This window comes from Pseudomonas lini (assembly GCF_030812475.1).
Classification (GTDB): domain Bacteria; phylum Pseudomonadota; class Gammaproteobacteria; order Pseudomonadales; family Pseudomonadaceae; genus Aquipseudomonas; species Aquipseudomonas lini_A.
Genome location: NZ_JAUSSR010000002.1, coordinates 287,940 through 311,799, shown reverse-complemented (window position 1 = coordinate 311,799; position 23,860 = coordinate 287,940). Strand labels below are relative to the sequence as shown.

Genomic DNA, 23,860 nt, shown 5'->3' with positions numbered 1-23,860 from the left:
GCCAGATAGAACACAACAAAAAAAGACTTGGCCAGGCTAAACAGCCGCCACGTCTGTTTACACCGGAGACTGCCATGAGTTTTTACGCCCCTCCTCGCGTGCTGCCGACACGGCTATTCAGCCAATTACCTGAAGGGTTCTGGCGTGACGGTGACTCCGATTGGGTTAGGGCGAACAAACCTGGACAGCGGGTCAAGAGCTTTTTGGAAGGGCCGTCCTTCGATCTCGAAGGCAACCTCTACGTGACTGACATCCCCTATGGGCGAATTTTTCGCGTTACACCTTCGGGTGATTGGCAGCTAGTTGTGGAGTATGACGGTTGGCCTAATGGCCTGAAAATTCACCAAGACGGTCGCATTTTCATTGCCGATTACAAGCACGGCATTCTTCTGTTAAATCCAGTTGATAACAAAATCACGCCCTTCCTTACTCACCATCGTAGTGAAGGCTTCAAAGGTGTTAACGACCTGTTCTTTGATGACTTGGGTTTGCTTTATTTCACCGACCAAGGCCAGACCGGGCAGCACGATCCCAGCGGTAGGGTGTTTCGCTACGATCTGGATACACAGCAACTGACTTGCTTGATAGACAACGGCCCCAGTCCGAATGGACTCGTGATGGATATCGATCAGAAAGCTTTGTTGGTGGCGATGACCCGGGGCAATGCCGTGTGGCGCCTGCCCATTCAAACGGATGGGAGCACCACCAAAGTTGGCATATTCCTGACCATGGCTGGAGGTGTCAGCGGGGCCGACGGCATGGCGCTTGATACCGAAGGCAATCTCTATATCTGCGATGCGGGGAATGGCTGTGTGTGGGTCACTGACCGGCATGCGGTGCCGTTGTATCGAATAGAGGCATGCACTGGAGGACGAACGGTGACCAACCTCGCATTTGGCGGGCCTGGTAATCGTTCCCTGCACATCATCGATTCTTCCACCGGCAGCATCCTGATCGCGGACTTGGAACATTCGGGCAACCCCATGTTTTCCCACGCCACGACGTAATCCTTATGCGCAGCACTCCTTATATGCCCTCGTGCATATAGGCCCACTTCGTCCATAAAAAAGCCAAAAGCGCATGGGCCCCAGAAAACAATTCATAAAAATAAAGAGGAAAACATGCTCACTCTCCTTAGCTACGCAATGATCATCTGCTTCATGTACTTGATCATGAGCAAACGCCTCTCGCCTCTGGTAGCTCTGCTGCTAGTTCCGGTCGCCTTCGCTTCTATGGGCGGTTTCGCTACCCAACTAGGGCCAATGATGCTGGACGGGGTAAAGATGCTTGCACCAACCGGCATCATGCTTACGTTCGCAATCCTGTACTTCTGCATGATGACAGATGCCGGGCTCTTCAATCCCCTAGTCAAGTTGATCCTGAAAACGGTAAAAGGCGATCCTCGGAAAATCGTTTTAGGGACTGCGATTCTTGGACTTTGTGTCGGACTTGACGGTGACGGTGCGACCACCTACATCATCACCACGGCTGCGTTGCTACCTCTGTACCGCCTGACCGGCATCCGCATGCAAGTGATGGCGACCGTGCTGCTGATGACCATCGGGGTGATGAATATCCTCCCGTGGGCAGGGCCGTTTTCGCGCGCGGCAAGCGCCATGCATGTAGACATCACCGAGCTGTTCGTCGAGATGATTCCTATCATGTTCGCTGGTGCGATCTGGGTTCTTTTTTCTGCATGGTACTTGGGCCGCGTGGAGTACCGCCGTCTCGGTGTGGTTCAACTCGATGAAGAAGCCGCGCTGGAAGGAATGGCACATATCCGCATGCGAGATTGGAGATTCATTTTCAATTCGGCACTTACCATTAGCCTCATTGCAGCAATGATGATCAGCCTCATGCCGTTGCCGATCCTGTTCATGCTCGCCTTCGCTATTGGTGCTCTGGTAAATTTTCCAAAGCTCAAAGATCAGAAAGCAATGGTTGCAAGACATGCCGATAACGTCTTAGCGGTGACATTGCTGATTTTCGCAGCGGGGACATTTGTTGGAATCATGAGCGGAACAGGCATGATCAAGGCAATCTCCGCGAGCTTGATCTATGTGGTACCTGAGTGGGCAGGACATTTCATGTCTGTGTTTACGGCATTTCTCAGCATGCCGTTCACTTACGTGCTGACCAACGACGCCTTCTATTTCGGCATCTTGCCGATCCTCGCCGAGACCGCCAGCCACTACGGAATTGGTGCTCAGGAAATGGCCATCGCCAGCCTTATTGGTCAACCGGTACACCTGCTTAGCCCTCTGGTGGCCTCTACTTATCTTCTGTGTGGATTGCTCGACTTGGACTATGGCGATAACCAACGCGTGTCCATGAAATGGATGATTGGTACCTGCGTTGTAATGTTTATTGCGGCTCTGCTCTTTGGCTCGATTTCCATCATAGCGAAGGCATAGAGCTGACCTCTCTCGCTGAGGAAATGACTGTAACTATGTGCGGTGATGTGGATGGATGCAGGGATGCGAACGGCGGTGACGTTGACCTTGCGTGTGGTGCGGTTGAGCAGGCGCACGCGCAACCTCGCTTCCAGTTGCTGAACGAGCTGCGTAACGGTGGTCTTGCTCATGTGCAGGGTGGCTGCCGCCTTGGTGAAGCTGCCGGTTTCCACCACTCGGGCAAAGGCCTGCATTGCATCGAAACGGTCCATTTCACGCCTCACTCCGGTCTGGATAGTTTGGATTCTACAAACAGTCATGACCAGAGTTGCCTGTTTATTCCGGTGGGTCATCTTTTTACAGTGGCTCCATCGTAAACAGCGGGCCGCGATGGCCCCGAAGGAAGTATGCAATGACCAGCAAACGTGACGTCGTTTTCCCGCCTGACCGCCATGCACTGTACGAGCTCCACCGCTACTCGCCGGCGATTCGCTCCAACGGTTTTCTGTTTGTATCCGGTCAGGTCGGCAGCCGCAAGGATGGCTCGGCCGAGCCGGACCTCGCGGCACAGGTTCGCCTGGCCTTCGCCAACCTCAACGCGATCCTGGCCGAGGCCGGCGGTAGTTTCGAGGATGTGGTCGACACGACCATCTTCATGGTCGACCCCGACTCGACATTCGAAACTATCTGGGAAGTAGCGGCCGAGTACTGGGGCGAAGCCCCCTACCCGACGGTGACCGCTATCGGCGTGACCTGGTTGTCCGGCTTCGACTTCGAGACCAAGGTGATCGCCAAACTATCCCAATAAATTCGGCTCGGCCCTCGTGGCAACGGTCGGACTAAACGACAGGTCATGTCATAGATGTTGATGAGCCGTCTAAACCACTGATTCGACGAGCATACATCTACGTCCACTCCCTCACCGGACCATGTACCTGGTGTTCATGGTGTTCATGGAGAAAGGATTCGTACGTGAAAACGAACAACTACCTCGAACGCCAGTACCGTGGTCATTCACTCAACATCCAGTAAGGATCATTCTCCATCAATGCGGCCGCCCAATCGGCGAAGACCCGAACCCTCGCTGACAAATGCCGTGAGTACGGATAAACGAGACTGATCGGCATGCTGCTTAAGGTCCAATCCGGCAATAGCTTCACCAACTGCCCGGACTGCAGGTATGGATTTGCCTCCGCCAGAGGTACAGAAATGATGCCGAGTCCTGACAGCCCGGCGGTCATGTAAGCACCGCCGTGGTTGAAACGCATCGTCGGCAGTTGATCAAGCACGAAGCTCTTATCGTTATTCTGCAATACCGGGGTCATCTGTTTGCCAGACCCTGGAAAGGTGAAGCCCAGATACCGATGATTCTGCAAGTCGTCAGGACTGCGTATTGGAGTGTTTGTACACAGGTATGCCTCTGAAGCGCAGAGGCAGAAACGCATCTGTCCCACCGGACGGCACACCAATCCTCGATCGGTGACCGGGCCGCCACGAAAAGCGCAATCAATACCTTCCTGGACGAGATCGATCACGCGTTCGCTGCACCCAATGTCCAGTTGAATCATCGGGTGCAATGCCGAAAAATCGGGTAGCGATGGAATGATCAGGCACGTTCCGACGGGAGACGGCATCTCTACCCTCACCCTGCCCCGCGCCTCGCTCCGATTTTGCGATACCGAGATTTCCAGTTCGTCCAGATCATCGAGTACTGCACGTGCACGTTGATAGTACGCGGCACCATCCGTCGTGGGTGTAACCCTTCTGGTAGTTCTATGCAGCAGCTTGACGGACAGTCGTTTTTCAAGGCCCTGAATTTGTCCTGAAATCGTGGTTTTCGCGACGTTCAACGCGTCCGCAGCCTGGGTAAAGCTGCCCAGTTCGACGATGCGGCAGAACGCGCGCATCGCTTCCAATCGATCAAATGCCATGATTATCCGTTTTCTCGCACAATGAATACGGTACAGCCCAGTTTATGCGGGTGCTCGCTATCAATAAAGTGGTTCCACCGAAGCCTTCGCTTGAGAGATAGACCCATGGCAGCCAACGATACTTTCGACGTCATAATCCCTGACAGTTCATTAGCGCGCGAGGCGACTCAACTGATCCGCGACACTGAGAGTAATTTGCTGTTTTCCCACTCCACACGCGTTTACTTTTGGGGAGCGCTGATCGGTAATCGTAAAGGCCTGACATTTGACCCTGAACTGCTCTACGTCGCATCGATGTTCCACGATATCGGGCTGACGTCGATCTACCAAAACAGTCAACTTCGCTTCGAGGTGGATGGCGCAAATGCCGCGCGCGACTTCCTGCGAAACCATGGCATTGGCGGGGCCGATATAGAAAAGGTCTGGAACGCGATCGCGCTGCATACAACGCCGGGCATACCAGAGCATATGCATGCAGAAATTGCCCTGCTACAGGCTGGCGCGGGAATGGACGTGGCGGGACGTGGTTTTGAACAGTTCACCGACGAACAACGTGGTGCGGTGGTCGCCGCCTATCCCCGTGAATCCGGTTTTGCTAACAAGATGATCGACGAGTTTTATCACGGCATGAAACATCGGCCGGACAGCACATTTGGCACCTTCAACGATGACTTCCTTGCCTTTAAGGATCCAGGTTTCAAGCGAACAGATCTGTGCAGCATCATTTTGTGTTCGCATTGGGAGCATCGTTAACGCTAAACCACTGCAAAAAAAGCGAGACCCGAAATATCCGCAAGCAGGGTCTCGCCAAACTACCTCATGGGAGCGAACGGTAGCGGTTGGTTCCTGACCTGACGCAAGCCATAAATCTAAACAATGCGCAGTCAAAAGCGATCATGCAGATTAGGCATGCAGACTTCGCGCTCTATGACACTCCCTGCGACCAACAAGCGTTGTTCGCGATAGCTGTCAGCGACCAGTTGAACCCCGGTTGGCAGACCTTCTTCTACGCCTGTTGGAACATTCAGCCAGGCAAACAAAGTGCCGCCACAGTAATAAGCGGGCTCTGGTCCAGTAACACTCGTTTCATATCTTCTGTCGAGCCCAGATCATCACCCCACTTCATGGGCAAGCGGCAAGAGGTCGGCATGAGAATAAGTGGATAGCGGATCATGAATTCGTTCCACTGGCGACGTAATTGATCGCGACGGGCGATGGCGAGTGCATAGCCCTCAAGATCTAATGGGGGGGCGCCCGCCAGCATGTTTTCAACAGAGCGCAGGATGACGTCATCACCTATCGCTTTCACACCGGCAAACATCCCGATACGCGCTTCAGTCATGACAATCGATTGCCAGATCTCAATACCTTCGGTCATTCCCGGGGGTGTGGCTCGTTCAACCAAATAGCCCGCTGCTTCCAGGATCTGGCCCGCCTTGTTTAAAGCCGTTTTTATCGCGGGCGCTATCGTGCTGCCCGGAAGTTCATCGACCAGGGCAACACGCACAGCCGTCCAATCGTCCGGATAATCCATGTGCGCTGGCACCCACATCGGATCACGACGATCAGCACAGGCCATGGCCGCCAGCCCCAGGCGCACATCCCTCATCCGCCGTGCGAGCGGACCTTGAGCTGACATGGTTTGCAATCCAAGGTAACGCAGGCCGGTCGTGGGATGGAATGCCGGAATTCGTCCTGGTGTGGCGCGCAAACCTGCCAGGCCATTGACATAGGCCGGGTAGCGAATGGAGCCGGCAATATCAGTACCATGCGCCAACGGACACATGCCAGCTGCTACCGAGACCCCTGCCCCGCCACTCGAACCACCAGAGGTCACCGTCTCGTCCCAAGGGTTGAGCGTGCGCCCATGCAAAGGGTTTTCAGTAAACCAGCGAAAAGAAAACGGCGGCGTGTTGGTGCGACCCACGTTAATTGCGCCAGCTTTTCGCAAATTGCTGACAACGGTACTGTCACCGTTCGCGATTCGTCCTGCAAAGGCAGGCACGCCATTAGTTGTGGCCTCGCCTTCGACATCGACATTCAATTTGATGGTCACTGGCACACCGTGTAACGGCCCCAGGTTTTCGTGACGGCGAACTTGCCTGTCAGCCACATCAGCGTCCTGCAGTGCCCGCTGTCGATCGGCGAAGACGATGGCATTCAGATGAGGATTGATGGCGTCGATACGCTCATGGCAACTGTTAACAGCGTCTCGGCTGGAGATCGTACCTAGACGGATGTGTGCAGCCATGTCAGCGGCGTCCCACCGCCAGATTTGATCCGGAAGATCGGCTGCGCAGGTTATATCCTCGTCGTTTATCGGGCTTGTCATTAACTGGCACTCCATTCTGATTGAAGTTTTATAAAGTGATCCGGCCACCTACCGGCAACACTGCTCCCGCCATTGCACAAACGTCAGTCAATGGAGTTGGGGTGTCACCGGTTACAGCAATGTAATTAGCGTGCGGCGCTTAATCGGGTTCAAACTGGTTGAGTCGAGCCTTGTGCTTTGAATTCGACTTTCCGATGACGCACGAAACACATGGCCAATGCGGCCACGCAGCCCGGTATGGCGAATACGATGAAGTTCAAGTGGAGGGGCAACTGGATATTAACAAGCACGCCACCGAGAATTGGACCACTGATGGCTCCGCTGCGCCCGAGTCCGGAAATCCAACCCAATCCGGTGGTGCGAATGCCCATCGGAAAAAATTCCGCGACGCAGGAGTAAGCCAGGATTTGAGTGCCAATAGTGGTGGCACCTGCAACAAAAATCAGCGCATACAAAATTGCAGTCGGGCTGTTAAAGCCCAGCAGGCTAATCGATGCAGCGGCCAGTAGAAAAAATACGATCAGAACCCTGCGCAAGCCCAGGCGATCGCCAATCCATCCGCCACCGACGGCACCAAAAATAGCGCCGACGTTCATTAGCAACAAAAAGCTGAGACTCGATCCGAGGCCATAACCGGCGGTGATCATCAGTTTTGGCAACCACGAGTTAAGCGCATAAATCATTAGCAGGCAGCAGAAGAACACCAGGCACAGCATCACCGTGCCAATGGCCCGTCCCTCTCGGAACAACTGAACGACCGGCGCGCCTGGTGCCTTCAGAACAGGCACGACAAATTCATCACCCGGCAAAGATACAAATGCGGGCTCGACCCGATGCAAGACCTCTTTGGCTTTCGCTTCGTGGCCTTGTCGAATCATGAAACCAACCGACTCCGGCAGATAGCGCATAATCATCGGTAACAGGATCAAAGGGATAACCGCCACATAAAACACTGACTGCCAGCCGAAACTCGGTAACAACACCATGCCTAATCCGGAGGACAGTATCCCGCCCACGGAATACCCGCTGAACATGATCGCAACCAGCGTGCCGCGAATTTTCTTCGGTGCGTATTCACTCATCAATGCGACAACATTGGGCATCACACCACCGATCCCCAGCCCCGCCAGAAAACGGCATAGACCAAACTCAGTGGTGTCCCGTGCCAGGCCATTAAGCAGCGTGAACCCGCTGAACAAAATCACGCAGATGGCAATGATCCATTTGCGTCCGAAACGATCGGAGAGCGAGCCGAAAATGATAGCTCCCAACATGGCTCCGAACAACGCATAGCTACCCAGCGCGCCGGCTTGCAGCGGTGTCAGTCCCCAGTCTTTCATTAACGCCGGGAGTACAACGCCGTAGATCACAAGATCGTAGCCGTCGAAGATGATGATCAACGCACACCAGAACAGTACCCGCCAATGAAAGGCGTTGAAGCGCGCGTGGTCGATGACCTCATTGATGTCGATTTTTCGCATGGCGATCAACTCTTTTTGTAGTTGTAAGGGATCTGACAGTCACCCTGTTTTTTTCAGGCAACACAATCCTAGGGCTGCGCGTTGTCAGCCTATATCCGCTGATCGCAGTCCTTTATCCGTTTTTTACAGATAGGCATCTTGAGATGAAAACCAGATGTAGTAAGCGCCGACAGTATCAGGGCCACCCAGCCGGGCCTGTTTACTGGCGACGCTTTAGGGTGTCAGTCGGTAACTCGCCAAACTGTTTGCGGTAAATCTCGGAAAACCGACCCAAGTGAAGGAAGCCGAAATCCATCGCGAGTTCTGTGACGTTACGATATCCGCACGTCGCGTCACTAAGGCAGGCATGTACGCGCTCCAGCTTCTTCTGCCGGATATAACGGTTGGGAGTAAGCCCCACCGTGCGTTGAAACAGGCCATAGAGCGATCGAGCACTCATGTGCGCCCGACGGGCCAGGTCGTCACCGTCTATGTCTTCCTTGAGGTTTTGCTTTATGTAGTCGGCTATCTGTTCGAACGTAGCCAGGGATGAATTCAACTCCGGGCGAGTCAAATTCGTGCGCATCAGCATCAGCAGTTTGGTCGCGACGATCTGCATGTAGTTTTCCTGAATCCGGGGCATTTGCTCAGCGGACTCCGCCTCAGCGCATACCATGCGCAAGAGGTCAAAAAACCCCCCGAGCTCGCTCATCCGATAGCGTGATTCGACAAACCGCAGACCTTGACTGGGCGTCTGCCAGCGCTGATCGCGACAAATCGCTTCCATCACCGCTGAAGGGATTTTCAGGATGAATTTTTCGCAGTCCGCAGAACTCGTCAGGTCGACGCGATCATCAGGATTGATAATCAGCATTTCCCCGGCGCTCAAGTAGTGCTCCTGCTTGTAGTTGCGCCACAGGCAATGACCTCGCAACAGAATCTGCAAGTGATAAAACGTTTCCAGAGCGGGCGATGTAACCCGCACATCGGAGCCATAACTGATACGACATAAATCAAAGTCGGCGAACTTGCGGTGCAAGAGGTTCGATACAAACGCCTGCGATCGGGAGAGATGAATACTGTGGGTGCCCAAGTGTTCGTTGACATAGCTTGAAACCGCATAAGGGTCGGCCAGATTGAACACTGCGCTTTGTTGATTAGAAAGTAGCTGTTCCATTACTCAGTACTCTATTTGTCGGCCTGGTGCCGATGATGCCGCCACACGGCACTACTCAGGACACCGTCTTCATGAAATTCCACCTCCTGCGCAAGGTCGTCAAGCATCATTGCGCTACCCGGTGGCACAAACCGCCCAACGGCTGCGTCCCTTCCCCCGACCTTCACCGGGAAGGAATGCCTTATACACCCTACTGCGCTGGTCCCGGCCGAACGCTACGCAAATGTGGAGAAAAAGGATAACGATCTGCAAAAACTGGATACTGCCCCTCCGGCACCAGGCTTAATTTCAGTTCCACGAACAAGTATAAGAACTGGAGATACCGCACACGCCACCTGCCTGTTCATTTGACTTGAGCAAATATCAATTTTCACTCCCGCACCCCAATAAAAATAAAGTTTTGGCGGAAAGAACATGAAATCAAAACACACGCACTCCGGTATCAGTTCGGAGCAATGCTACTCATTGAGTTTGATAGGTCTCCTGGCACTTTCCTGTGGACTTCCCTTAGCCGCGTCCGCTGCCGGATTTATCGAGGATTCCAAAGCGACTCTGGAGTTGCGCAACTATTACTTTAATCAGGATTATCGCAGCGGCACGGCGGCTCCTTCAAAACAGGAAGAATGGGGCCAGGGTTTTATCCTTAATTATACTTCCGGCTTCAGTCAGGGACCGGTGGGTTTTGGTCTGGATGCATTGGGCATGCTCGGTATCCGCCTGGATTCCGGCAAAGGTACGCACTACAACCCCAATGGTATAAATCAGGCCGGCTTTGTCTTCCCTACCGACAATGATGGTCGCGCAGTGAATGACTTCAGCAGCCTCGGCCTGACCGCCAAAGTACGTGTGGGCAAGACGGAAGCCAAATTCGGTACGCTTCGGCCAAAAATGCCCATCCTGGTCATCAATGATGGTCGGTTATTGCCAGAAACCTTTGAAGGGCTGCAAATCACATCACAGGATTTTGACAACATTACCCTCACCGGCGGCAAAGTCGAAAAGGTCAAAAGCCGCACCTCATCCAACAATGAGAACCTGGCGATTTCGGGCGCAGGCGGCGCATCAGGCAAACGCAGCAACAAATTCTACTTCGCGGGTATCGACTATAAACTCAGCCCACACCTGCTGCTCCAGTACTACTACGGCGGCCTCGAAGATTTTTACCAGCAACATTTCCTGGGAATGGTCCATAACCTCCCTTTGCCAGTCGGGAATCTGAAGAGCGACCTTCGTTTCTTCGACAGCAGCCCGGATGGCCGCAATGGTAGCCTGGCCGGACGACAAGAGGGATACCGCAGTAGCGGTTATCACAATAACGGCGAAGTCGATAATCGAGCGCTGGCCGGGATGTTCACCTACACGGTGGGACCTCACTCTGTCGGACTTGGTTATCAGACGCTTAGCGGCTCCAGTGACTTTCCTTTCGTCAATCAAGGTGACGGATCAGCGACCTACCTGATTACAGACAGACAAACCGGTGCCCGCTTCCAGCGTGCTGGCGAGGATACTTGGGTAGCTCAATACGGCTTCAACTTCGTGGGTGTCGGAATCCCCGGGCTCACCACCCTGATGACCTATCAGCGAGGGGACAACGTTAAAACCGATAAGGGTGATCAACATGAATGGGAACGAAATATCCACTTCAACTACGCGTTCCAGGCGCCTGTGCTTAAAGGTTTAAGTGTGTCACTGCGAAATGCAACGCTACGCAGCACTGTTCCCAATCAGCGCGACATTGACGAAAATCGGGTGTATATCACCTACACTCGTGACTTGTTCTAAAGGCACTATTTTTCGTTTTCATCTCATTCCATCCTTGCCGACGCCTCCTGTTCCAGATGTGTCATTGCTACCTTTAACAGGATTTAGTGATGGCCTGGAATAGTCCGGCTCGGCTTCGATAAGCACCCTGGACACGATCATCGAGTGGGTCGTTATCAGTCCATTGCACAGCGTTCTCCCGGAACTCACCGCGCATTACTGAGCCCGGCTCACGATTGCATCCTGCAAACGCCAGTTATCACCCGGAGCCTGTTGCCATAGGCTCCCACAATGAACATTTTTGCAAATACCGCGCCCTTGTTTCGCGCCTCACTTAAAGAGCTTCCGGTTCCAGCTACCCACACTTGCGAATGGAGACGTTGATGAACCCTCGAAAACCTTCCGAAGACGGATTCAGACTATCCCGGCGACAAGTACTGATCGGTACCGCAGGATCTGCAGTCACCGCCGTATTTGCCAAAGCTGATGATGTACAAGCGGTAACCCGTATGGAAACAGCTGCAGATCCGCCCTCAAGCAGTCATGTGGCGTTCATTCTTAACGGGCGGCGCTATGCCTTGGATGTCGACAACCGCATCACTCTCCTGGACGTCCTTCGAGAAAGGCTGCATTTGACGGGCACCAAGAAAGGCTGTGACCACGGCCAGTGCGGGGCTTGTACGGTGATTGTCGAGGGTCGGCGAATCAACGCCTGCCTCACGCTGGCAGTCATGCACGAGGGCGACAGCATCACCACCATTGAAGGGCTTGGTACGCCAGACAACCTGCACCCGCTGCAAGCGGCGTTCATCAAGCATGACGGCTATCAGTGTGGTTACTGCACGCCGGGGCAGATCTGCTCGGCAGTCGCGATGCTTGAGGAATTGAAGGCCGGCGTGCCCAGCCACGTGAGCAGCGATCTGATTGCCACGAGCGCCGTCACCGACGCCGAGATTCGGGAGCGCATGAGTGGCAACATCTGCCGTTGTGGCGCGTACTCCAACATCGTTGATGCGATTCGCGAAATTGCTGGAGGTCAGGCATGAAGTCCTTCACTTACGAACGGGTGACGTCTGCCCAAAAGGCGGTTAACGCAGCGGCCAGTACTCCGGGCGCCCGATTCATTGCCGGGGGTACCAACCTGCTCGATCTGATGAAGCTGGAAATAGAGACACCCCAGCACCTGATCGATGTGAACGGACTGGAGTTCGACAAAATCACCATGACCGAAGACGGAGGGCTGAGAATTGGCGCCTTGGTGCGTAATACCGACTTGGCGGCTGCGCCTCAGGTTCGTCGAGATTACGCGGTACTTTCCAGGGCGCTACTTGCGGGAGCGTCAGGTCAACTGCGCAACAAAGCCACGACCGCAGGCAATCTATTGCAACGCACCCGGTGCGCTTACTTTTACGATACCAATCAGCCTTGCAACAAGCGGCGACCCGGTGCTGGCTGCGCTGCAATCGGTGGCGCCAGTCGCCAGCACGCGATCGTTGGTGGCAGCAACGCTTGTATTGCCAGCCATCCCAGCGATATGGCCGTGGCGATGCGAGCATTGGGCGCGATGGTAGAAACCCTGCACTCAAACGGCCAGGTCAGAACGATACCGTTGAATGATCTTTACAGGGCTCCCGGTGATACGCCGCATATTGAAAACACCCTCGATACCGCCGAACTGATTACTGCTGTGATCTTGCCTAAACCTGTAGGCGGCAAGCATATCTACTACAAGGTTCGCGACCGCGCCTCCTACGCGTTTGCGCTAGTTTCCGTCGCAGCGATTGTACAGCCAGATCAAACGGGTCAGGTCGCTCTTGGCGGCGTGGCTTACAAACCTTGGCGAAGTGAAGAAGCCGAGGTTTATCTTCCTGACGGCGCGAATGCCATAACAATGCATTTGCTCGCTGACGCTCATCCCACGGCGCAAAACGCCTTCAAGATCAAACTCGCAGAGCGGGCCATAGGTCTTGCTCTTTCCAACGCTTCTTCCTAAGCGAAATCACTCGCGCTGTGCAATTGCGGCCGATTGACCAGGAGTAAACCCTATGAAGTTCGATACGCCTGCGAGCACTAATCCAATCGATCAAATGAATGTGATTGGCCAACCCAAGGATCGGGTTGAAGGCAAACTGAAGACAACCGGCACGGCGACCTATGCGTACGAACAACAGGTCGCTGCCAGTTACCCCGCTTATGGTTACGTAGTAGGTTCGTCAATCGCCAAAGGCAGGATTTCCTCCATTGACTTGAGCGAAGCACGCCAGGCCAGCGGCGTTATCGCAATTGTCACCCATCAGAATGCAGGTCAACTGGACAGGGGCGAATTTTACGTTGATCGCGCACTTGCCGGCCCTCAGGTTGATCACTACCACCAGGCGGTAGCAATCGTCGTGGCTGAGACGTTCGAACAAGCCAGGGCAGCTTCGGCATTGCTTCGAGTCTACTACGTCAGGGAGCCTGGAGCTTACGACCTGGCAGCACAGCGAGACTCAGCCACGACACCCGCGCCCGGCGCGTTCGGCCCTCCCCCCCACACCGCGACCGGTGACTTCGAAGGTGCCTTCAAAAAAGCTGCGTTCACACTCGACGGCCAATACACCACCCCGGATCATGCTCACGCGATGATGGAACCACACGCCACCATCGCCCAGTGGCAGGGAGACAAACTGACGCTTTGGACGTCGATCCAGCAGATGAATTGGGGCGTCAGAGACCTGGCCAAAACACTGGGAATCCGCAAACATGACATTCATTTGATCTCCCCTTACATTGGCGGCGGCTTTGGTGGAAAAGGCACCATCCTCTGCGACGCCGTGTTGGCGTCTCTTGCGGCTCGAGCGGCCGGGCGCCCCGTAAAAGTAGCGCTGCCCCGCCCGCTCATGTTTAACAATCTGACCCACCGACCTGCGACGATCCAAAGAATACGACTTGGTGCAAATCCAGACGGAACACTCACTGCCATTGGGCACGAGAGTTGGTCGGGCAATCTGCGCGGCGGTCGTACTGAAGCAGCGACTGCATCGACCCGAACGTTGTATGCGGGGGCGAACCGTATGACCCGCTTGTACCTTGCTGAACTCGACCTTGCCGAAGGCAGCGCCATGCGAGCGCCCGGTGAAGCGCCTGGGATGATGGCGCTGGAAATTGCCATGGACGAAATGGCCGAGAAACTGGACATGGATCCGGTAAAGTTTCGCGTGATCAACGACACTCAGGTTGACCCGGAACAGCCTGATCGTCCGTTCTCTCAGCGTCAGTTAGTGGAGTGTCTGAATACGGGAGCCGATCATTTCGGCTGGGCTCGACGTAATGCCCATCCAGCTAAAGAGCTGCATGACGGCTGGTGGATCGGCATCGGCATGGCTTGCGCCATCCGGGGCGCTCCCACCACAAAATCCGCTGCTCGCGTCCGACTTGATCGTAAAGGCATGGTAACGGTCGAGACCGACATGACAGACATTGGCACGGGTTCTTACACCATCATTGCCCAGACGGCTGCAGAGATGATGGGTGTGGACATGGACAGCGTGAAAGTCCATCTGGGGGATTCATGGTTCCCGGAGTCTTCAGGGTCAGGTGGTCAGTGGGGAGCAGCCTCATCAACGGCCGGGGTATATGCGGCCTGTGTCAAGCTCAGGGAGGCCGTCGCCAACAAGGTGGGCCTTGATCCAACAAAAGCCGAGTTTATCGGTGGCCACGTTCGCGAGGGTTTAAAAACCTTGCCACTGGCACAGGCGACGATGGACGGCGACATTCTGGCCGAAGACACCATGGAGTTCGGCGACCTGGCGAAGCAGTATGCCCAGCAGACCTTTGGCGCTCACTTCGTCGAAGTTGGAGTAAACGCTGCCACCGGGGAGATTCGCATTCGCCGTCAGTTGGCGGTGTGCGCTGCTGGCAGGATACTCAACCCCAAAACAGCGCGCAGTCAAATAATCGGGGGAATGACCATGGGCGCAGGTGCCGCGCTTATGGAAGAGATGGTCGTGGACCATCGTTTGGGATTCTTTGTCAATCACGATCTGGCTGGCTACGAAGTACCGGTGCATGCCGACATTCCTCATCAGGAGGTTATTTTCCTGGAAGAAGTAGATCCCTGCGCGCCCCCCCTGAAAGCTAAAGGTGTCGGTGAGCTCGGTATTTCCGGAGCAGCCGCGGCGATTGCCAACGCTGTTTATAACGCTACCGGCATAAGGGTTCGCGATTATCCCATTACGCTCGATAAGCTCATTGACCATTTGCCCGCTACGGGTTGACCCTACCCCCCTGGACTGACTTAGCTTCGGAGTTATCAATGCAGCTCAGCCGCACGAATTTGGCAGATATTGTTTACTTCCTCGCCATCGCTCGGCATCAAAGCTTCAGAAAGGCTGGTCTGGAGGTGGGGATCAGTGCGTCAGCGCTGAGCCATGCCATAAAAGGACTCGAGTCGCGCCTTGGAGTTCGACTGCTCAATCGCACCACCCGAAGTGTGACGCTTACGGCCGCAGGCGAGGAGTTGCAGGGACTGATCAGCTCCCCGGTCAACGATATCGGACAAGCGCTGGAGACACTGAACCGGCTGCGCGACGAGCCCGCCGGGCGTATCCGTCTAAACGTCTTGAGCGATGGTGCAAAACTGCTGCTAGGGCCCGTTCTTCCGGTTTTTATCGATCGCTATCCGGACATCGAGGTCGACATCACCGTGACCAATAAAATGGTCGACATCATCGGCGACGGTCATGATGCGGGCATTCGTTTTGGTGGGACTGTACCCGAAGACATGATCGCTCAGCGGCTATCTCCCGATGTGGCATGGGCAGTAGTGGCAGCGCCTGGTTACCTTGAGCGATTTGGAACACCAAAGCATCCAGAAGATCTACAACATCACCGGTGCTTGCGCATTCGCTTGGGTAATGCGCGCCTCTATCACTGGCAATTCTCGAAGAATGGCCAGCAGATGGAGATTGACGCGCCCGGTGCCATTACTATCGATGAAACGCGGGTCGGTGTAGCGCTGGCAATGCGCGGCGCCGGGCTGATGTATGTTCCGGCGTCAGTTATCGAACGACAGATCGCGGAAGGCTCGTTACAACGAGTGCTTGAAGACTGGACGCATTACGACCCAGGTTTTCACATCTATTACTCAAGCTTCAGACAGGTTCCCGTAGGCCTTAGGCTGCTCATTGATTTGATCCGCGAACTGGAATCCATGGGCGCACTCCCCTGGCGGCGTTAGCGCTCCTGCCGCTTAGTGAAGACATCGCTAAACACCGGCACCGCCGAAAATGCGTTAGGCCAGCCCGCATAGAAAGCCAGGTGCGTCAAAAGTTCTGAAGCCTCGGTCTGCGTAAGGCCATTGTCCATCGCACGATTGAGGTGATAGCCGATCTGAGCGGACTGACCATTTGCTACCAGCGTGGTGACAGTGATCAGACTACGGTCTCTGGGCGCTAGCCCCGGCCGCAACCAGAGGTCATTGAATAACGCGCTGGTGGTGTACTGTACTAGCCCGGGTGAAACCGGGCCCACGGATTTGTCGACATTCGCTACGCGTGCATTCTCTGCGGCTTGATCAATGGGTAGGAGCACGGGTGTCACCGGAGCCAGCTGATCAGAGGTTATACCGTGCCTGTTGAACACTTCCTTGGTGATCGGGACTGCGCCAGCGGCATTACCCCAGCCCGAATAAAACGCGAGATGGTTGATTGCTTCGGACAGCTCCAATGGAGTCACGCCATGGTTCAGCGCCAGCTCAAAATGAGCGGCCATCTCCGCTGTCTGGCCTCGCGCGATCAGTACAGCGACAGTAGCCAAACTTCGGTCTCGCGGCGACAACTCTGGGCGTTTCCATACTTCGCCGAGGAGTAAGGAGTCGGTGTTGTGCGCCATGACGGGTGAAACGGCGCGAGTATCGACTGACGTTGGCATGTGAGAGATCTCCTTGGTGTTCGCCTCCTGTGGGGAGGCGCAAGCGGTTAAAAATATCGCTAAACCCGCTACTGCAAATTTGCGAATGCTCATCGTGAGGCGCCATATTGGGCTTCGGTGACAGGCTCAAGCCATTCGACATTTTTGCCGTCCAGTGACTCTTGAATAGCCATGTGGGTCATGCCGGTCGTACTCGTTGCTCCGTGCCAATGCTTGACGCCGGGGGGCGTCCATATCACATCGCCCGGCTTGATCAGCTGCTTATCAGCGCCCTGTTGCTGAACCCATCCAGTACCTGACGTGACCACCAAGGTCTGTCCTAGCGGATGGGTATGCCACATTGATCGCGCCCCTGGTTGAAAGGTCACGTAACCCGCCGAAACCCTGGACGGCGCCCGTGCTGGAAACAGAGGATCAATTCGCGCATTGCCCACGAAATTTGCAGGCGCACCGATGATTGATGCCTGCTCACCATTTCTGACGACGATCATGGGTCGCTCATTAAGGTCATCGGTAGCGCTGGCGTTGAACGCGACAGTTAACAATAAAGCGAATGCAGATGAGAGTGCGATCGGACGCATCTGTAGCTCCTTGTGGGACGAATACCTGTGCGAACAACCTAAGGCATGCCCCTGCATTCAACTACCGGCTTTTCGGTTTATGCACCGATGAGCGTGACTCAACAATGCCTAAGCAAGTCGAAAGCCGGGGTCGACCAGACATTGGGCGTTCCGGCTGTATAACTCTGGTCATCAGGTGGTTCACGAGTGATGGCTGGGTTGCCCAAATCCCACGCCCAAACGAGCTTTCCCGTGTGTACGTCAAAGGCACGAACGACACCCACACGTTGTGGACGCGCACTGACGTCGGCTCGATTTCCATCGTGCCAATGATCAGTGGCGGCAGTCGCATGGCGCTGATGGACACCAACCGCATGCAAAAAGTCGATCAGGTGGCCAATAAGTAGAAGCGAGCTTGCTTGCGAAAAACGTAAACGATGACGCGTATTCCCTGGGTATACGCCGCATTTGAGACCATCGTCGGATCGCCCCCGGAGCAAGCTCGCTCACACAGGTTTTGTGCTTGAGCGGTTATTCAGGTGGGTCGATCTGGTCCAGCACTCGGTTCGCGGTGATCTCGGCAAGCATCACGCTGTTGGAGATGCCCAGCAGGGCATGGCGTGATCCGCCGTCCAGGTGATCCACCAACTGATGGACCATCACATCCACCGAGGCCAGGGTTTCCACCAGATACACCATCAAGCTTTCGCTCGTGGCCTGCGGGTCGACGGTAAACAGGGTGCTGACTGTGCGCGGTGTGGCCTTGATGTCGGCTGTCGAGGGGGCGTGGAAGTCGAGGGCGTGTTCGGCGGCTTCGTTGAGCTTTATTGAATTGGGTTCGTGCGGAGATGCCGGATTGGTGTCTGGCGGGTTTGGCGTTACTTTGAACATTGGCTCTATCCTCATAGGACTGAGGCTACAACCCGTTCGCTGCTAAACGAATTAGGGAGGCAGCTGTGCGCAGGTTAGCAGACCGATGAGCCAAGAAATCGGCGCGCCGAAGCGCCCTGCGCACAGCCACCATCAAATACAGGCATGGGATACCTGACTGATAGGGACGTCGTGCGTCTTGACATCAACGGACTGCTAAACCCGATCACTGATGGGCAGTGACGGCAATCAAGTTACCGAGGGAGTCGCAAGCGCACAAGCCAGCGGATTCTGGCGTAAGCGTAGGCAACGGCGCAAGGTGTTGTAGCTTTCGAGACGTAAGGCTGACAGTGCTTAAACACATACTGCCTGGAGATGTTTAAAGGCTTGCAGCCTGATGCATTGATGTTGTTTGTGCCGACGCTTTCGCGGGCAAGCCCGCTCCCACAGGTTCTTAAGTCGGTCACCCATTCTGCGACCTCCACGAATCCGCAGGAGCAAGCTTGCTCGCGATGGGGCCGGCACAGCCGCAGCTAGTGTCTTCAGCATTTATTTACGAGCGAAATGCCGACATCAGCGCAAGCCTTCACCCCACTTACGCTTTCGTTCGGTCTCTACGATGTGAAAGCTACGGATCGAGTCCCCACGAGCTTTCGGGTCAGGAAGTGTGTCGCGCCCAACCATTGCTGGAGCGTCCCGAAGGGATGCTCAACCGTCCGTTTTCGGATCCTCATCATCTCCGGGGCATTGCTCAACCGGTTCTGCATTTCCTCAAATATTGCTGCATGCTCCCAGCGTCGAACCCGCCGTTGCGTGCACTGCGGTTTCATTGCGCAGCCCCGGCATTTCGAACTCCAGCAACGGTGCAACGTCAAGCCTTTTTCAATGTTGGTATAGCGCCAGATTAGCGCCTCTCCAGCCGGGCAAACGTATTCGTTTTTTGCCGCGTCATAGATAAAGGCATCGTTATTGAAACGCCCGTCTGCTTTGGCTCCAGAGGTCATCGGCTTGGGCACGTAGGCGGTGATGCCTGCATCGTGACAAGCCAGGATTTCTTCGGTTTGAAGTAACCTCGGTCAGCCGCTACCGACAGAGTTTTTTTGACGCCATCGCCTCGCGGGCCTGCTTGGCCATCGAGCTGAGTTGATCGCGGTCGGAACCGACGTAGGTCACCTCATGCGCAACGATCAAATGAAGCTGGGTATCGACCGCTGTCTGCACGTTGTAGCCGACGATTCCCGTGCCGCGCGTCATCATGGAGCGGGCGTTTGGATCGGTCAGTGAGACCTGATTATCCAGCGATTCGTTGAGCTGGATTTCAATCGCTTGAAGCTCCTTCATTTGCATTTTCATCTTGGCGATTTTCTCTTCCAGCCGTACTGCTTTGGGCTCAGAGGATGTGGGTTCTTGCCGATCGGCAGCATCGAGCGCGGTCAGGTAACGGCTGATGCTCGATTCAATTTCGTCCATGCGCCGCTTCAGTTTGGCACTGGTGAAATTGCGGTCGCGGTTGTTGACTGCCTTGAACTTGCTGCCGTCGATGGCGACCAGATTCTCTCCGAATAATCCCAACTGCTGACAGAGCACAACGAACTGGCGGCAGACGCCCCGGATACCCTTGCTGTTGTCTCTTCGAAAGCTGGCGATGGTCTTGAAATCCGGCAGCAAACGCCCGGTTAGCCACATCAGTTCGACGTTACGTTGGGCTTCTCGTTCCAGTCTCCGACTCGGTCATTCACGGAGCATTAGTCGCGGGGATTGAGCACCGCTTCCAAGCGCTGAAGGAACATTCCTACTCTATGCGGCACGTGCTGACGAGTGGGCAATATTGCGGTGATGAAAAGTTGTTCGGGGTCAACATCCTCCAATTCAACTAAGCAAAGGCTTCCAGCAGCCAGATCATCACGGATGTCCCAGTACGTGAGCATCGCCATCCCCAAGCCTTGCCTACTCGCCGTGCGCACCGCCTCGACACTGTTGGCCGAAAAAACGCCCTCTGCCCGCATGGAAACCGCTTCACCGTCACGCATGAATGGCCAGAAAGGCATCCCATGCAAAGCTATGCGGCGGTGGCTTAATAGTGCGTCCATCGTAGCGGGTATGCCGTGACGCTCCAGATACATCGGACTGGCGCACAGCACTCTAGGGTTCGGTGCTAGGGGGCGCGCGATTAAAGCTGAGTCTCGCGGGGTTGCGATGCGAACCGCGACATCGATCCCAAGACCGACAATATCCACAATGCTGTCTGATAATGTCAGATCAACCCGCAGCGCCGGGTGTTCTGCCAAGAGGGCGGGAATCAGCGGCATGATCACTGCCTGTCCGAACACTGTGGGGGCAGTTACCTTCAAGACACCGCTGGCAGCTCCGGCATTGCATTTCAAACTGATCTTCGCCCCCTCACTGGCTTCCAATAGCGTCGTTGCAAAGGGGAGAAATGTTTCGCCTTCGGCTGTCAGTGACACGGAGCGAGTTGTTCGATGAAACAGCCGAACACCTAGCTCACCCTCAAGCGATGCCAGCCTGCGAGATACTGTCATGGGGGACAGGCCGAGTCGTCGAGCGGCTGCCGAAAGACTGTCGCTTTCGGCAATGGCGCTGAACACTTCCACATCTGGAATCTGCATCATTACATCCAATTTTGATAAAGCGGCTTATCGTTTTTGCTGGCTTCTCAGCGGTTCAAGCCAAGTTTATTGTCCTCTATATCGCTATCTAACAGCATCTTGGATAAATGAGGGCAGACCACATGATTGACTACAATCAGCAGATTTTAACTCAGTATGATATTGGCCGCCTCAGATTGAGAAATCGTCTTGCCGTAGCACCCATGACGCGTGTCAGTGCTACCGAGGCGGGCCGGGCTACCGCTGAGATGGCGCGTTACTACGAGCGATTCGCCAAAGGCGGATTTGGTCTGGTGATTACCGAAGGGCTGTACAGCGATCAGAGGTATGCTCAAGGTTACCCCTTCCAACCGGGGCTCAGCGATGTCGAGCAGGCCCAGGCCTGGCGTGGTGTGACCGATCTTGTTCATGCCCACCATGGCGCGGTATTCGCACAACTCATGCACGCTGGAGCGCTGAACCAGGGCAACCGCTTTCAAACTGCTACCGCTGCACCCTCGTCCGTCCGACCGAAAGGAACGCAGATGAAGCTCTACTACGGTGAGGGACAGTATCCGCTTCCCCAAGCGATGAGTGATGAGGACATCGCCGATGCCATCGCGGGATTTGCACAAGCGGCGGTGCTGGCAACGCGTGCCGCTGGCTTCGACGGTGTTGAAATCCATGGGGCGAACGGCTATCTGCTTGATCAATTCCTGACCGATTACACCAATCAGAGAGACGACCGCTGGGGCGGTAATGTCGCAGGACGGATCACTCTAATACTGGAAGTCATCAAGGCAGTCAGAGCCGCTATCGGCACGCTTGCTCCCGTCGGTGTACGCATTTCCCAGAGCAAGGTGAATGACTACGAACATAAATGGCCTGAAGGCGAAGCAGCCGCCGAGGTCATCTTTGGCTCGCTCAAGGACGCCGGCGTAGACTTCATCCATGTGACGGAGCTTGAGGCTTGGAAACCGGCGTTCGTAGATGGAAATGCAAGCCTGGTTGAGCTGGCCCGCCGGTATGCGCCGCAGGTGGCGATCATCGCCAATGGTGGTCTGGATGTATCGCAACGCGCTGAGCAGGTGTTACGAGTCGGCGCCGACATGATCGCGCTGGGCAAGGCAGCTCTGGCCAACCCCGATCTTCCCTGCCGCCTGGCAACCCACGCCGCCCTAGACGAATTCGACGCTTCGATCCTGGGGCCGATTGCGAATATCAAAGACAGTGAATTAACGTTGGCGTGACACCAACTGGAAAGCGTCGAGCGGACACTATCGATTTGTGTTTACGATCAGCCTAGGCCAACGACCGCTTCACGCCCTGAGGAAGTCAGTCAACCTAAATCGAGGTTCTTGAGGAGCGGTGAACCACGCTTCCTCAAGGCATTCAAGTAGGTGGTTTCATCGTAGCGTCTGAGCAAACGGCGGATGTCTCGGCGCCTATACGGGCTCAGCAGTAGACTCTGCATCCTCTTCCTCCTCACCAGACACACCCTCAATTTCGAAGCGAGTCTTGAAGCCCGGATAGACGGTGTTCTCACCATCAAGCATGGCATTCACCAAGTGCAGTGCATCAGCTATGGTGGACTCCAGCATGCGATGCATCGGCAGCGCAATCCTGTGGAAACGATGCAGCGGATTCAGACAGTGACTGAAGTCACTGTCTCTCGGGGCTTCTAAGCAGCTGGCGTGACGGGCACCATGATGGTTTACTGAGCACTGCTTTGAGCGAGGCCGATGATCTCGGCAGTCGCTGAAACATATAAATAAATACTCTACGGCGCTAATGCAGAGATCCTGTAGCTCGTACCCAAAGCAATGAAAGTTATGTTGTTTCTGCTTATTGGATTTTCACGCATTAGTCAGGCTAAAGCGTGTGATTGGAAACCAACGCTCTGCACCAGGAAGGTAGTCGCTGGTTTCCGCTTAACAGACAATCTTTTACTGTATGGGGGTACACTACCCATGTTCGCGACTGACAATAACGCTCCCTGTACGATCGAGCCCGTTTGCGGCAAGCCCTCTGGAACTCAAAGTATCGAGCGCGCAGCCAATATCCTGCGCGAGATTGCCTCCTATAACGACCAAGGACTTCGCCTCTCCGATCTCTCTACCATCCTGAAACTCGAACGTCCGACTATCCATCGAATACTCTCGTGCCTGGTGCGTGAGGGGTTGGTTATGCAGGATCCGGTAACACGGCATTATATGCTTGGTCACGGGCTTTTCGAGCTCGGCCTGACTGCCGCTACACAATTCAAGCTTAAGACCTTGTGCCGCCCTTCAATGGCCCGCCTGGCAGAGGCCACTGGCGAGATGGCCTTCCTCACTATCAGAAGCAATCGCGATGCAATCTCCATCGAGCGCGTCGAAGGCACGCGGCCGGTAAACGCACCCGTCATCGAAATCGGGGTTCACCGGCCACTGGGGGTAGGTGCTGGAAGCCTGGCGCTAATGATGCTCCTGCCGGACGATGAAATCTCCCGCCTCTGCGATTTGAATGCAAAGCGCCTCATCAAATACGGCGGCCTCTCTACACCGAAACTGTTGAAGATCATTCGCCAATCGCAAGATATCGGCTACGCGGTACATGACGGCAACCTGATCCCTGGCTTCAGCGGAGTGGGTACAGTGATCAACGATCACAAAGGCGCTCCACTGTGCGCCCTCAGCGTCACTTTGGTCTGCGACTCGATCTCGACAGCGAAACACCAAGAGATCATCTCACTGCTCCGGCAGGAATCTCGGACAATCCAGAATCTGATCTACCAATCAGGTGGTTTGATGAATTAAGTTCTTCCCGATAGACAAAAAGGCCTGCTTCCCCAAGCAGGCCTTTTTCATGCACGACTTTC

Annotated in this window: 22 protein-coding genes and 2 pseudogenes; 12 read left to right on the top strand and 12 right to left on the bottom strand. The window is 55.0% G+C overall.

Features of this window, described 5'->3' with window-relative positions:
- Positions 1-74 precede the first annotated feature (74 nt).
- Positions 75-1,007 carry an SMP-30/gluconolactonase/LRE family protein gene (locus J2W17_RS05255; RefSeq protein ID WP_307330281.1) on the top strand — a complete coding sequence of 311 codons (933 nt, stop codon included), beginning with the start codon at positions 75-77 and terminating at the stop codon, positions 1,005-1,007.
- 114 nt (positions 1,008-1,121) lie between these two features.
- Positions 1,122-2,414 (top strand): CitMHS family transporter, encoded by a 1,293-nt coding sequence (locus tag J2W17_RS05250; protein ID WP_007995716.1) that lies wholly within the window; start codon positions 1,122-1,124, stop codon positions 2,412-2,414.
- A gap of 71 nt (positions 2,415-2,485) precedes the next feature.
- On the opposite strand, the pseudogene J2W17_RS05245 reads toward J2W17_RS05250, so the two are convergent.
- A pseudogene (locus tag J2W17_RS05245) lies at positions 2,486-2,665 on the bottom strand (LysR family transcriptional regulator); the annotation flags it as partial.
- A 140-nt stretch (positions 2,666-2,805) separates the two neighbouring features.
- Here J2W17_RS05245 and J2W17_RS05240 point away from each other — a divergent pair.
- Positions 2,806-3,201, top strand: coding sequence for a RidA family protein (locus J2W17_RS05240; protein WP_307330275.1), 396 nt, complete (start codon positions 2,806-2,808; stop codon positions 3,199-3,201).
- A gap of 202 nt (positions 3,202-3,403) precedes the next feature.
- On the opposite strand, the gene J2W17_RS05235 is transcribed toward J2W17_RS05240, so the two are convergent.
- Complete coding sequence (locus J2W17_RS05235) at positions 3,404-4,324, bottom strand: LysR family transcriptional regulator (protein ID WP_307330272.1); 921 nt, start codon at positions 4,322-4,324, stop codon at positions 3,404-3,406.
- Between the two features lie 105 nt (positions 4,325-4,429).
- Between J2W17_RS05235 and J2W17_RS05230 the strand changes: the two genes are divergently transcribed.
- Entirely contained in the window at positions 4,430-5,077 is a 648-nt protein-coding gene (locus J2W17_RS05230) for an HD domain-containing protein (protein ID WP_307330269.1), read from the top strand.
- Positions 5,078-5,348: 271 nt separating this feature from the next.
- On the opposite strand, the gene J2W17_RS05225 is transcribed toward J2W17_RS05230, so the two are convergent.
- From J2W17_RS05225 to J2W17_RS05215, 3 genes are all read right to left on the bottom strand, one after another.
- On the bottom strand, positions 5,349-6,656 hold the full coding sequence (locus tag J2W17_RS05225) for an amidase (protein WP_307330267.1): 1,308 nt from the start codon (positions 6,654-6,656) through the stop codon (positions 5,349-5,351).
- A 149-nt stretch (positions 6,657-6,805) separates the two neighbouring features.
- The gene (locus J2W17_RS05220) at positions 6,806-8,137 is read right to left on the bottom strand and encodes an MFS transporter (protein ID WP_307330263.1); all 1,332 of its coding nucleotides are present in this window, start codon (positions 8,135-8,137) and stop codon (positions 6,806-6,808) included.
- Between the two features lie 199 nt (positions 8,138-8,336).
- A complete protein-coding gene (locus J2W17_RS05215) occupies positions 8,337-9,293 on the bottom strand; it encodes an AraC family transcriptional regulator (protein WP_307330260.1) in 957 nt (318 codons plus the stop codon).
- A 414-nt stretch (positions 9,294-9,707) separates the two neighbouring features.
- Here J2W17_RS05215 and J2W17_RS05210 point away from each other — a divergent pair, with 414 nt between their 5' ends.
- From J2W17_RS05210 to J2W17_RS05190, 5 genes are all read left to right on the top strand, one after another.
- Positions 9,708-11,075 (top strand): OprD family porin, encoded by a 1,368-nt coding sequence (locus J2W17_RS05210; RefSeq protein ID WP_307330256.1) that lies wholly within the window; start codon positions 9,708-9,710, stop codon positions 11,073-11,075.
- A 362-nt stretch (positions 11,076-11,437) separates the two neighbouring features.
- On the top strand, positions 11,438-12,100 hold the full coding sequence (gene paoA, locus J2W17_RS05205; RefSeq protein ID WP_307330253.1) for an aldehyde dehydrogenase iron-sulfur subunit PaoA: 663 nt from the start codon (positions 11,438-11,440) through the stop codon (positions 12,098-12,100).
- Positions 12,097-13,047, top strand: a complete 951-nt coding sequence (locus J2W17_RS05200) for an FAD binding domain-containing protein (protein WP_307330250.1) — start codon at positions 12,097-12,099, stop codon at positions 13,045-13,047. The genes paoA and J2W17_RS05200 overlap by 4 nt, the downstream gene beginning before the upstream one ends.
- A 52-nt stretch (positions 13,048-13,099) precedes the next feature.
- A complete protein-coding gene (gene paoC / locus J2W17_RS05195) occupies positions 13,100-15,310 on the top strand; it encodes an aldehyde oxidoreductase molybdenum-binding subunit PaoC (protein WP_307330246.1) in 2,211 nt (736 codons plus the stop codon).
- A 38-nt stretch (positions 15,311-15,348) separates the two neighbouring features.
- A complete protein-coding gene (locus tag J2W17_RS05190) occupies positions 15,349-16,272 on the top strand; it encodes a LysR family transcriptional regulator (RefSeq protein WP_307330242.1) in 924 nt (307 codons plus the stop codon).
- Here J2W17_RS05190 and J2W17_RS05185 read toward each other — a convergent pair.
- The 3 genes from J2W17_RS05185 to J2W17_RS31250 form a co-directional block, all read right to left on the bottom strand.
- Positions 16,269-17,057, bottom strand: a complete 789-nt coding sequence (locus J2W17_RS05185; protein WP_373459959.1) for a carboxymuconolactone decarboxylase family protein — start codon at positions 17,055-17,057, stop codon at positions 16,269-16,271. The genes J2W17_RS05190 and J2W17_RS05185 overlap by 4 nt on opposite strands.
- Positions 17,054-17,545, bottom strand: a complete 492-nt coding sequence (locus tag J2W17_RS05180) for a (R)-mandelonitrile lyase (RefSeq protein WP_307330238.1) — start codon at positions 17,543-17,545, stop codon at positions 17,054-17,056. The genes J2W17_RS05185 and J2W17_RS05180 overlap by 4 nt, the downstream gene beginning before the upstream one ends.
- A 98-nt stretch (positions 17,546-17,643) precedes the next feature.
- Positions 17,644-17,808, bottom strand: a complete 165-nt coding sequence (locus J2W17_RS31250) for a hypothetical protein (RefSeq protein WP_444965457.1) — start codon at positions 17,806-17,808, stop codon at positions 17,644-17,646.
- On the opposite strand from J2W17_RS31250, the gene J2W17_RS05175 reads away from it, so the two are divergent.
- The gene (locus J2W17_RS05175) at positions 17,779-17,931 is read left to right on the top strand and encodes a hypothetical protein (RefSeq protein ID WP_307331007.1); all 153 of its coding nucleotides are present in this window, start codon (positions 17,779-17,781) and stop codon (positions 17,929-17,931) included. The genes J2W17_RS31250 and J2W17_RS05175 overlap by 30 nt on opposite strands.
- 124 nt (positions 17,932-18,055) lie before the next feature.
- On the opposite strand, the gene J2W17_RS05170 is transcribed toward J2W17_RS05175, so the two are convergent.
- From J2W17_RS05170 to J2W17_RS05160, 3 genes and pseudogenes are all read right to left on the bottom strand, one after another.
- Positions 18,056-18,415: a DUF6124 family protein gene (locus J2W17_RS05170; protein WP_307330235.1), complete on the bottom strand. Its 360-nt coding sequence runs from the start codon at positions 18,413-18,415 to the stop codon at positions 18,056-18,058.
- A gap of 626 nt (positions 18,416-19,041) precedes the next feature.
- A pseudogene (locus J2W17_RS05165) lies at positions 19,042-20,122 on the bottom strand (IS1182 family transposase); the annotation flags it as partial.
- A gap of 17 nt (positions 20,123-20,139) precedes the next feature.
- Positions 20,140-21,021, bottom strand: coding sequence for a LysR family transcriptional regulator (locus J2W17_RS05160; RefSeq protein WP_307330233.1), 882 nt, complete (start codon positions 21,019-21,021; stop codon positions 20,140-20,142).
- Positions 21,022-21,143: 122 nt separating this feature from the next.
- Between J2W17_RS05160 and J2W17_RS05155 the strand changes: the two genes are divergently transcribed.
- Complete coding sequence (locus J2W17_RS05155; protein ID WP_307330230.1) at positions 21,144-22,250, top strand: NADH:flavin oxidoreductase; 1,107 nt, start codon at positions 21,144-21,146, stop codon at positions 22,248-22,250.
- A 195-nt stretch (positions 22,251-22,445) separates the two neighbouring features.
- Here the strand turns inward: J2W17_RS05155 and J2W17_RS05150 are convergent, their stop codons facing one another.
- Positions 22,446-22,610, bottom strand: a complete 165-nt coding sequence (locus tag J2W17_RS05150) for a hypothetical protein (protein ID WP_307330225.1) — start codon at positions 22,608-22,610, stop codon at positions 22,446-22,448.
- Between the two features lie 360 nt (positions 22,611-22,970).
- Between J2W17_RS05150 and J2W17_RS05145 the strand changes: the two genes are divergently transcribed.
- A complete protein-coding gene (locus J2W17_RS05145) occupies positions 22,971-23,798 on the top strand; it encodes an IclR family transcriptional regulator (RefSeq protein WP_307330222.1) in 828 nt (275 codons plus the stop codon).
- Positions 23,799-23,860 lie beyond the last annotated feature (62 nt).

What these genes read in the sequence shown, in the direction of transcription:
- J2W17_RS05255 (WP_307330281.1), top strand. Translation starts at nt 75, where the DNA reads ATGAGTTTTTACGCCCCTCCTCGCGTGCTGCCGACACGGCTATTCAGC.
- J2W17_RS05250 (WP_007995716.1), top strand. Translation starts at nt 1,122, where the DNA reads ATGCTCACTCTCCTTAGCTACGCAATGATCATCTGCTTCATGTACTTG.
- J2W17_RS05240 (WP_307330275.1), top strand. Translation starts at nt 2,806, where the DNA reads ATGACCAGCAAACGTGACGTCGTTTTCCCGCCTGACCGCCATGCACTG.
- J2W17_RS05235 (WP_307330272.1), bottom strand. Translation starts at nt 4,324, where the DNA reads ATGGCATTTGATCGATTGGAAGCGATGCGCGCGTTCTGCCGCATCGTC.
- J2W17_RS05230 (WP_307330269.1), top strand. Translation starts at nt 4,430, where the DNA reads ATGGCAGCCAACGATACTTTCGACGTCATAATCCCTGACAGTTCATTA.
- J2W17_RS05225 (WP_307330267.1), bottom strand. Translation starts at nt 6,656, where the DNA reads ATGACAAGCCCGATAAACGACGAGGATATAACCTGCGCAGCCGATCTT.
- J2W17_RS05220 (WP_307330263.1), bottom strand. Translation starts at nt 8,137, where the DNA reads ATGCGAAAAATCGACATCAATGAGGTCATCGACCACGCGCGCTTCAAC.
- J2W17_RS05215 (WP_307330260.1), bottom strand. Translation starts at nt 9,293, where the DNA reads ATGGAACAGCTACTTTCTAATCAACAAAGCGCAGTGTTCAATCTGGCC.
- J2W17_RS05210 (WP_307330256.1), top strand. Translation starts at nt 9,708, where the DNA reads ATGAAATCAAAACACACGCACTCCGGTATCAGTTCGGAGCAATGCTAC.
- paoA (WP_307330253.1), top strand. Translation starts at nt 11,438, where the DNA reads ATGAACCCTCGAAAACCTTCCGAAGACGGATTCAGACTATCCCGGCGA.
- J2W17_RS05200 (WP_307330250.1), top strand. Translation starts at nt 12,097, where the DNA reads ATGAAGTCCTTCACTTACGAACGGGTGACGTCTGCCCAAAAGGCGGTT.
- paoC (WP_307330246.1), top strand. Translation starts at nt 13,100, where the DNA reads ATGAAGTTCGATACGCCTGCGAGCACTAATCCAATCGATCAAATGAAT.
- J2W17_RS05190 (WP_307330242.1), top strand. Translation starts at nt 15,349, where the DNA reads ATGCAGCTCAGCCGCACGAATTTGGCAGATATTGTTTACTTCCTCGCC.
- J2W17_RS05185 (WP_373459959.1), bottom strand. Translation starts at nt 17,057, where the DNA reads ATGAGCATTCGCAAATTTGCAGTAGCGGGTTTAGCGATATTTTTAACC.
- J2W17_RS05180 (WP_307330238.1), bottom strand. Translation starts at nt 17,545, where the DNA reads ATGCGTCCGATCGCACTCTCATCTGCATTCGCTTTATTGTTAACTGTC.
- J2W17_RS05170 (WP_307330235.1), bottom strand. Translation starts at nt 18,415, where the DNA reads ATGTTCAAAGTAACGCCAAACCCGCCAGACACCAATCCGGCATCTCCG.
- J2W17_RS05160 (WP_307330233.1), bottom strand. Translation starts at nt 21,021, where the DNA reads ATGCAGATTCCAGATGTGGAAGTGTTCAGCGCCATTGCCGAAAGCGAC.
- J2W17_RS05155 (WP_307330230.1), top strand. Translation starts at nt 21,144, where the DNA reads ATGATTGACTACAATCAGCAGATTTTAACTCAGTATGATATTGGCCGC.
- J2W17_RS05150 (WP_307330225.1), bottom strand. Translation starts at nt 22,610, where the DNA reads ATGCATCGCATGCTGGAGTCCACCATAGCTGATGCACTGCACTTGGTG.
- J2W17_RS05145 (WP_307330222.1), top strand. Translation starts at nt 22,971, where the DNA reads ATGTTCGCGACTGACAATAACGCTCCCTGTACGATCGAGCCCGTTTGC.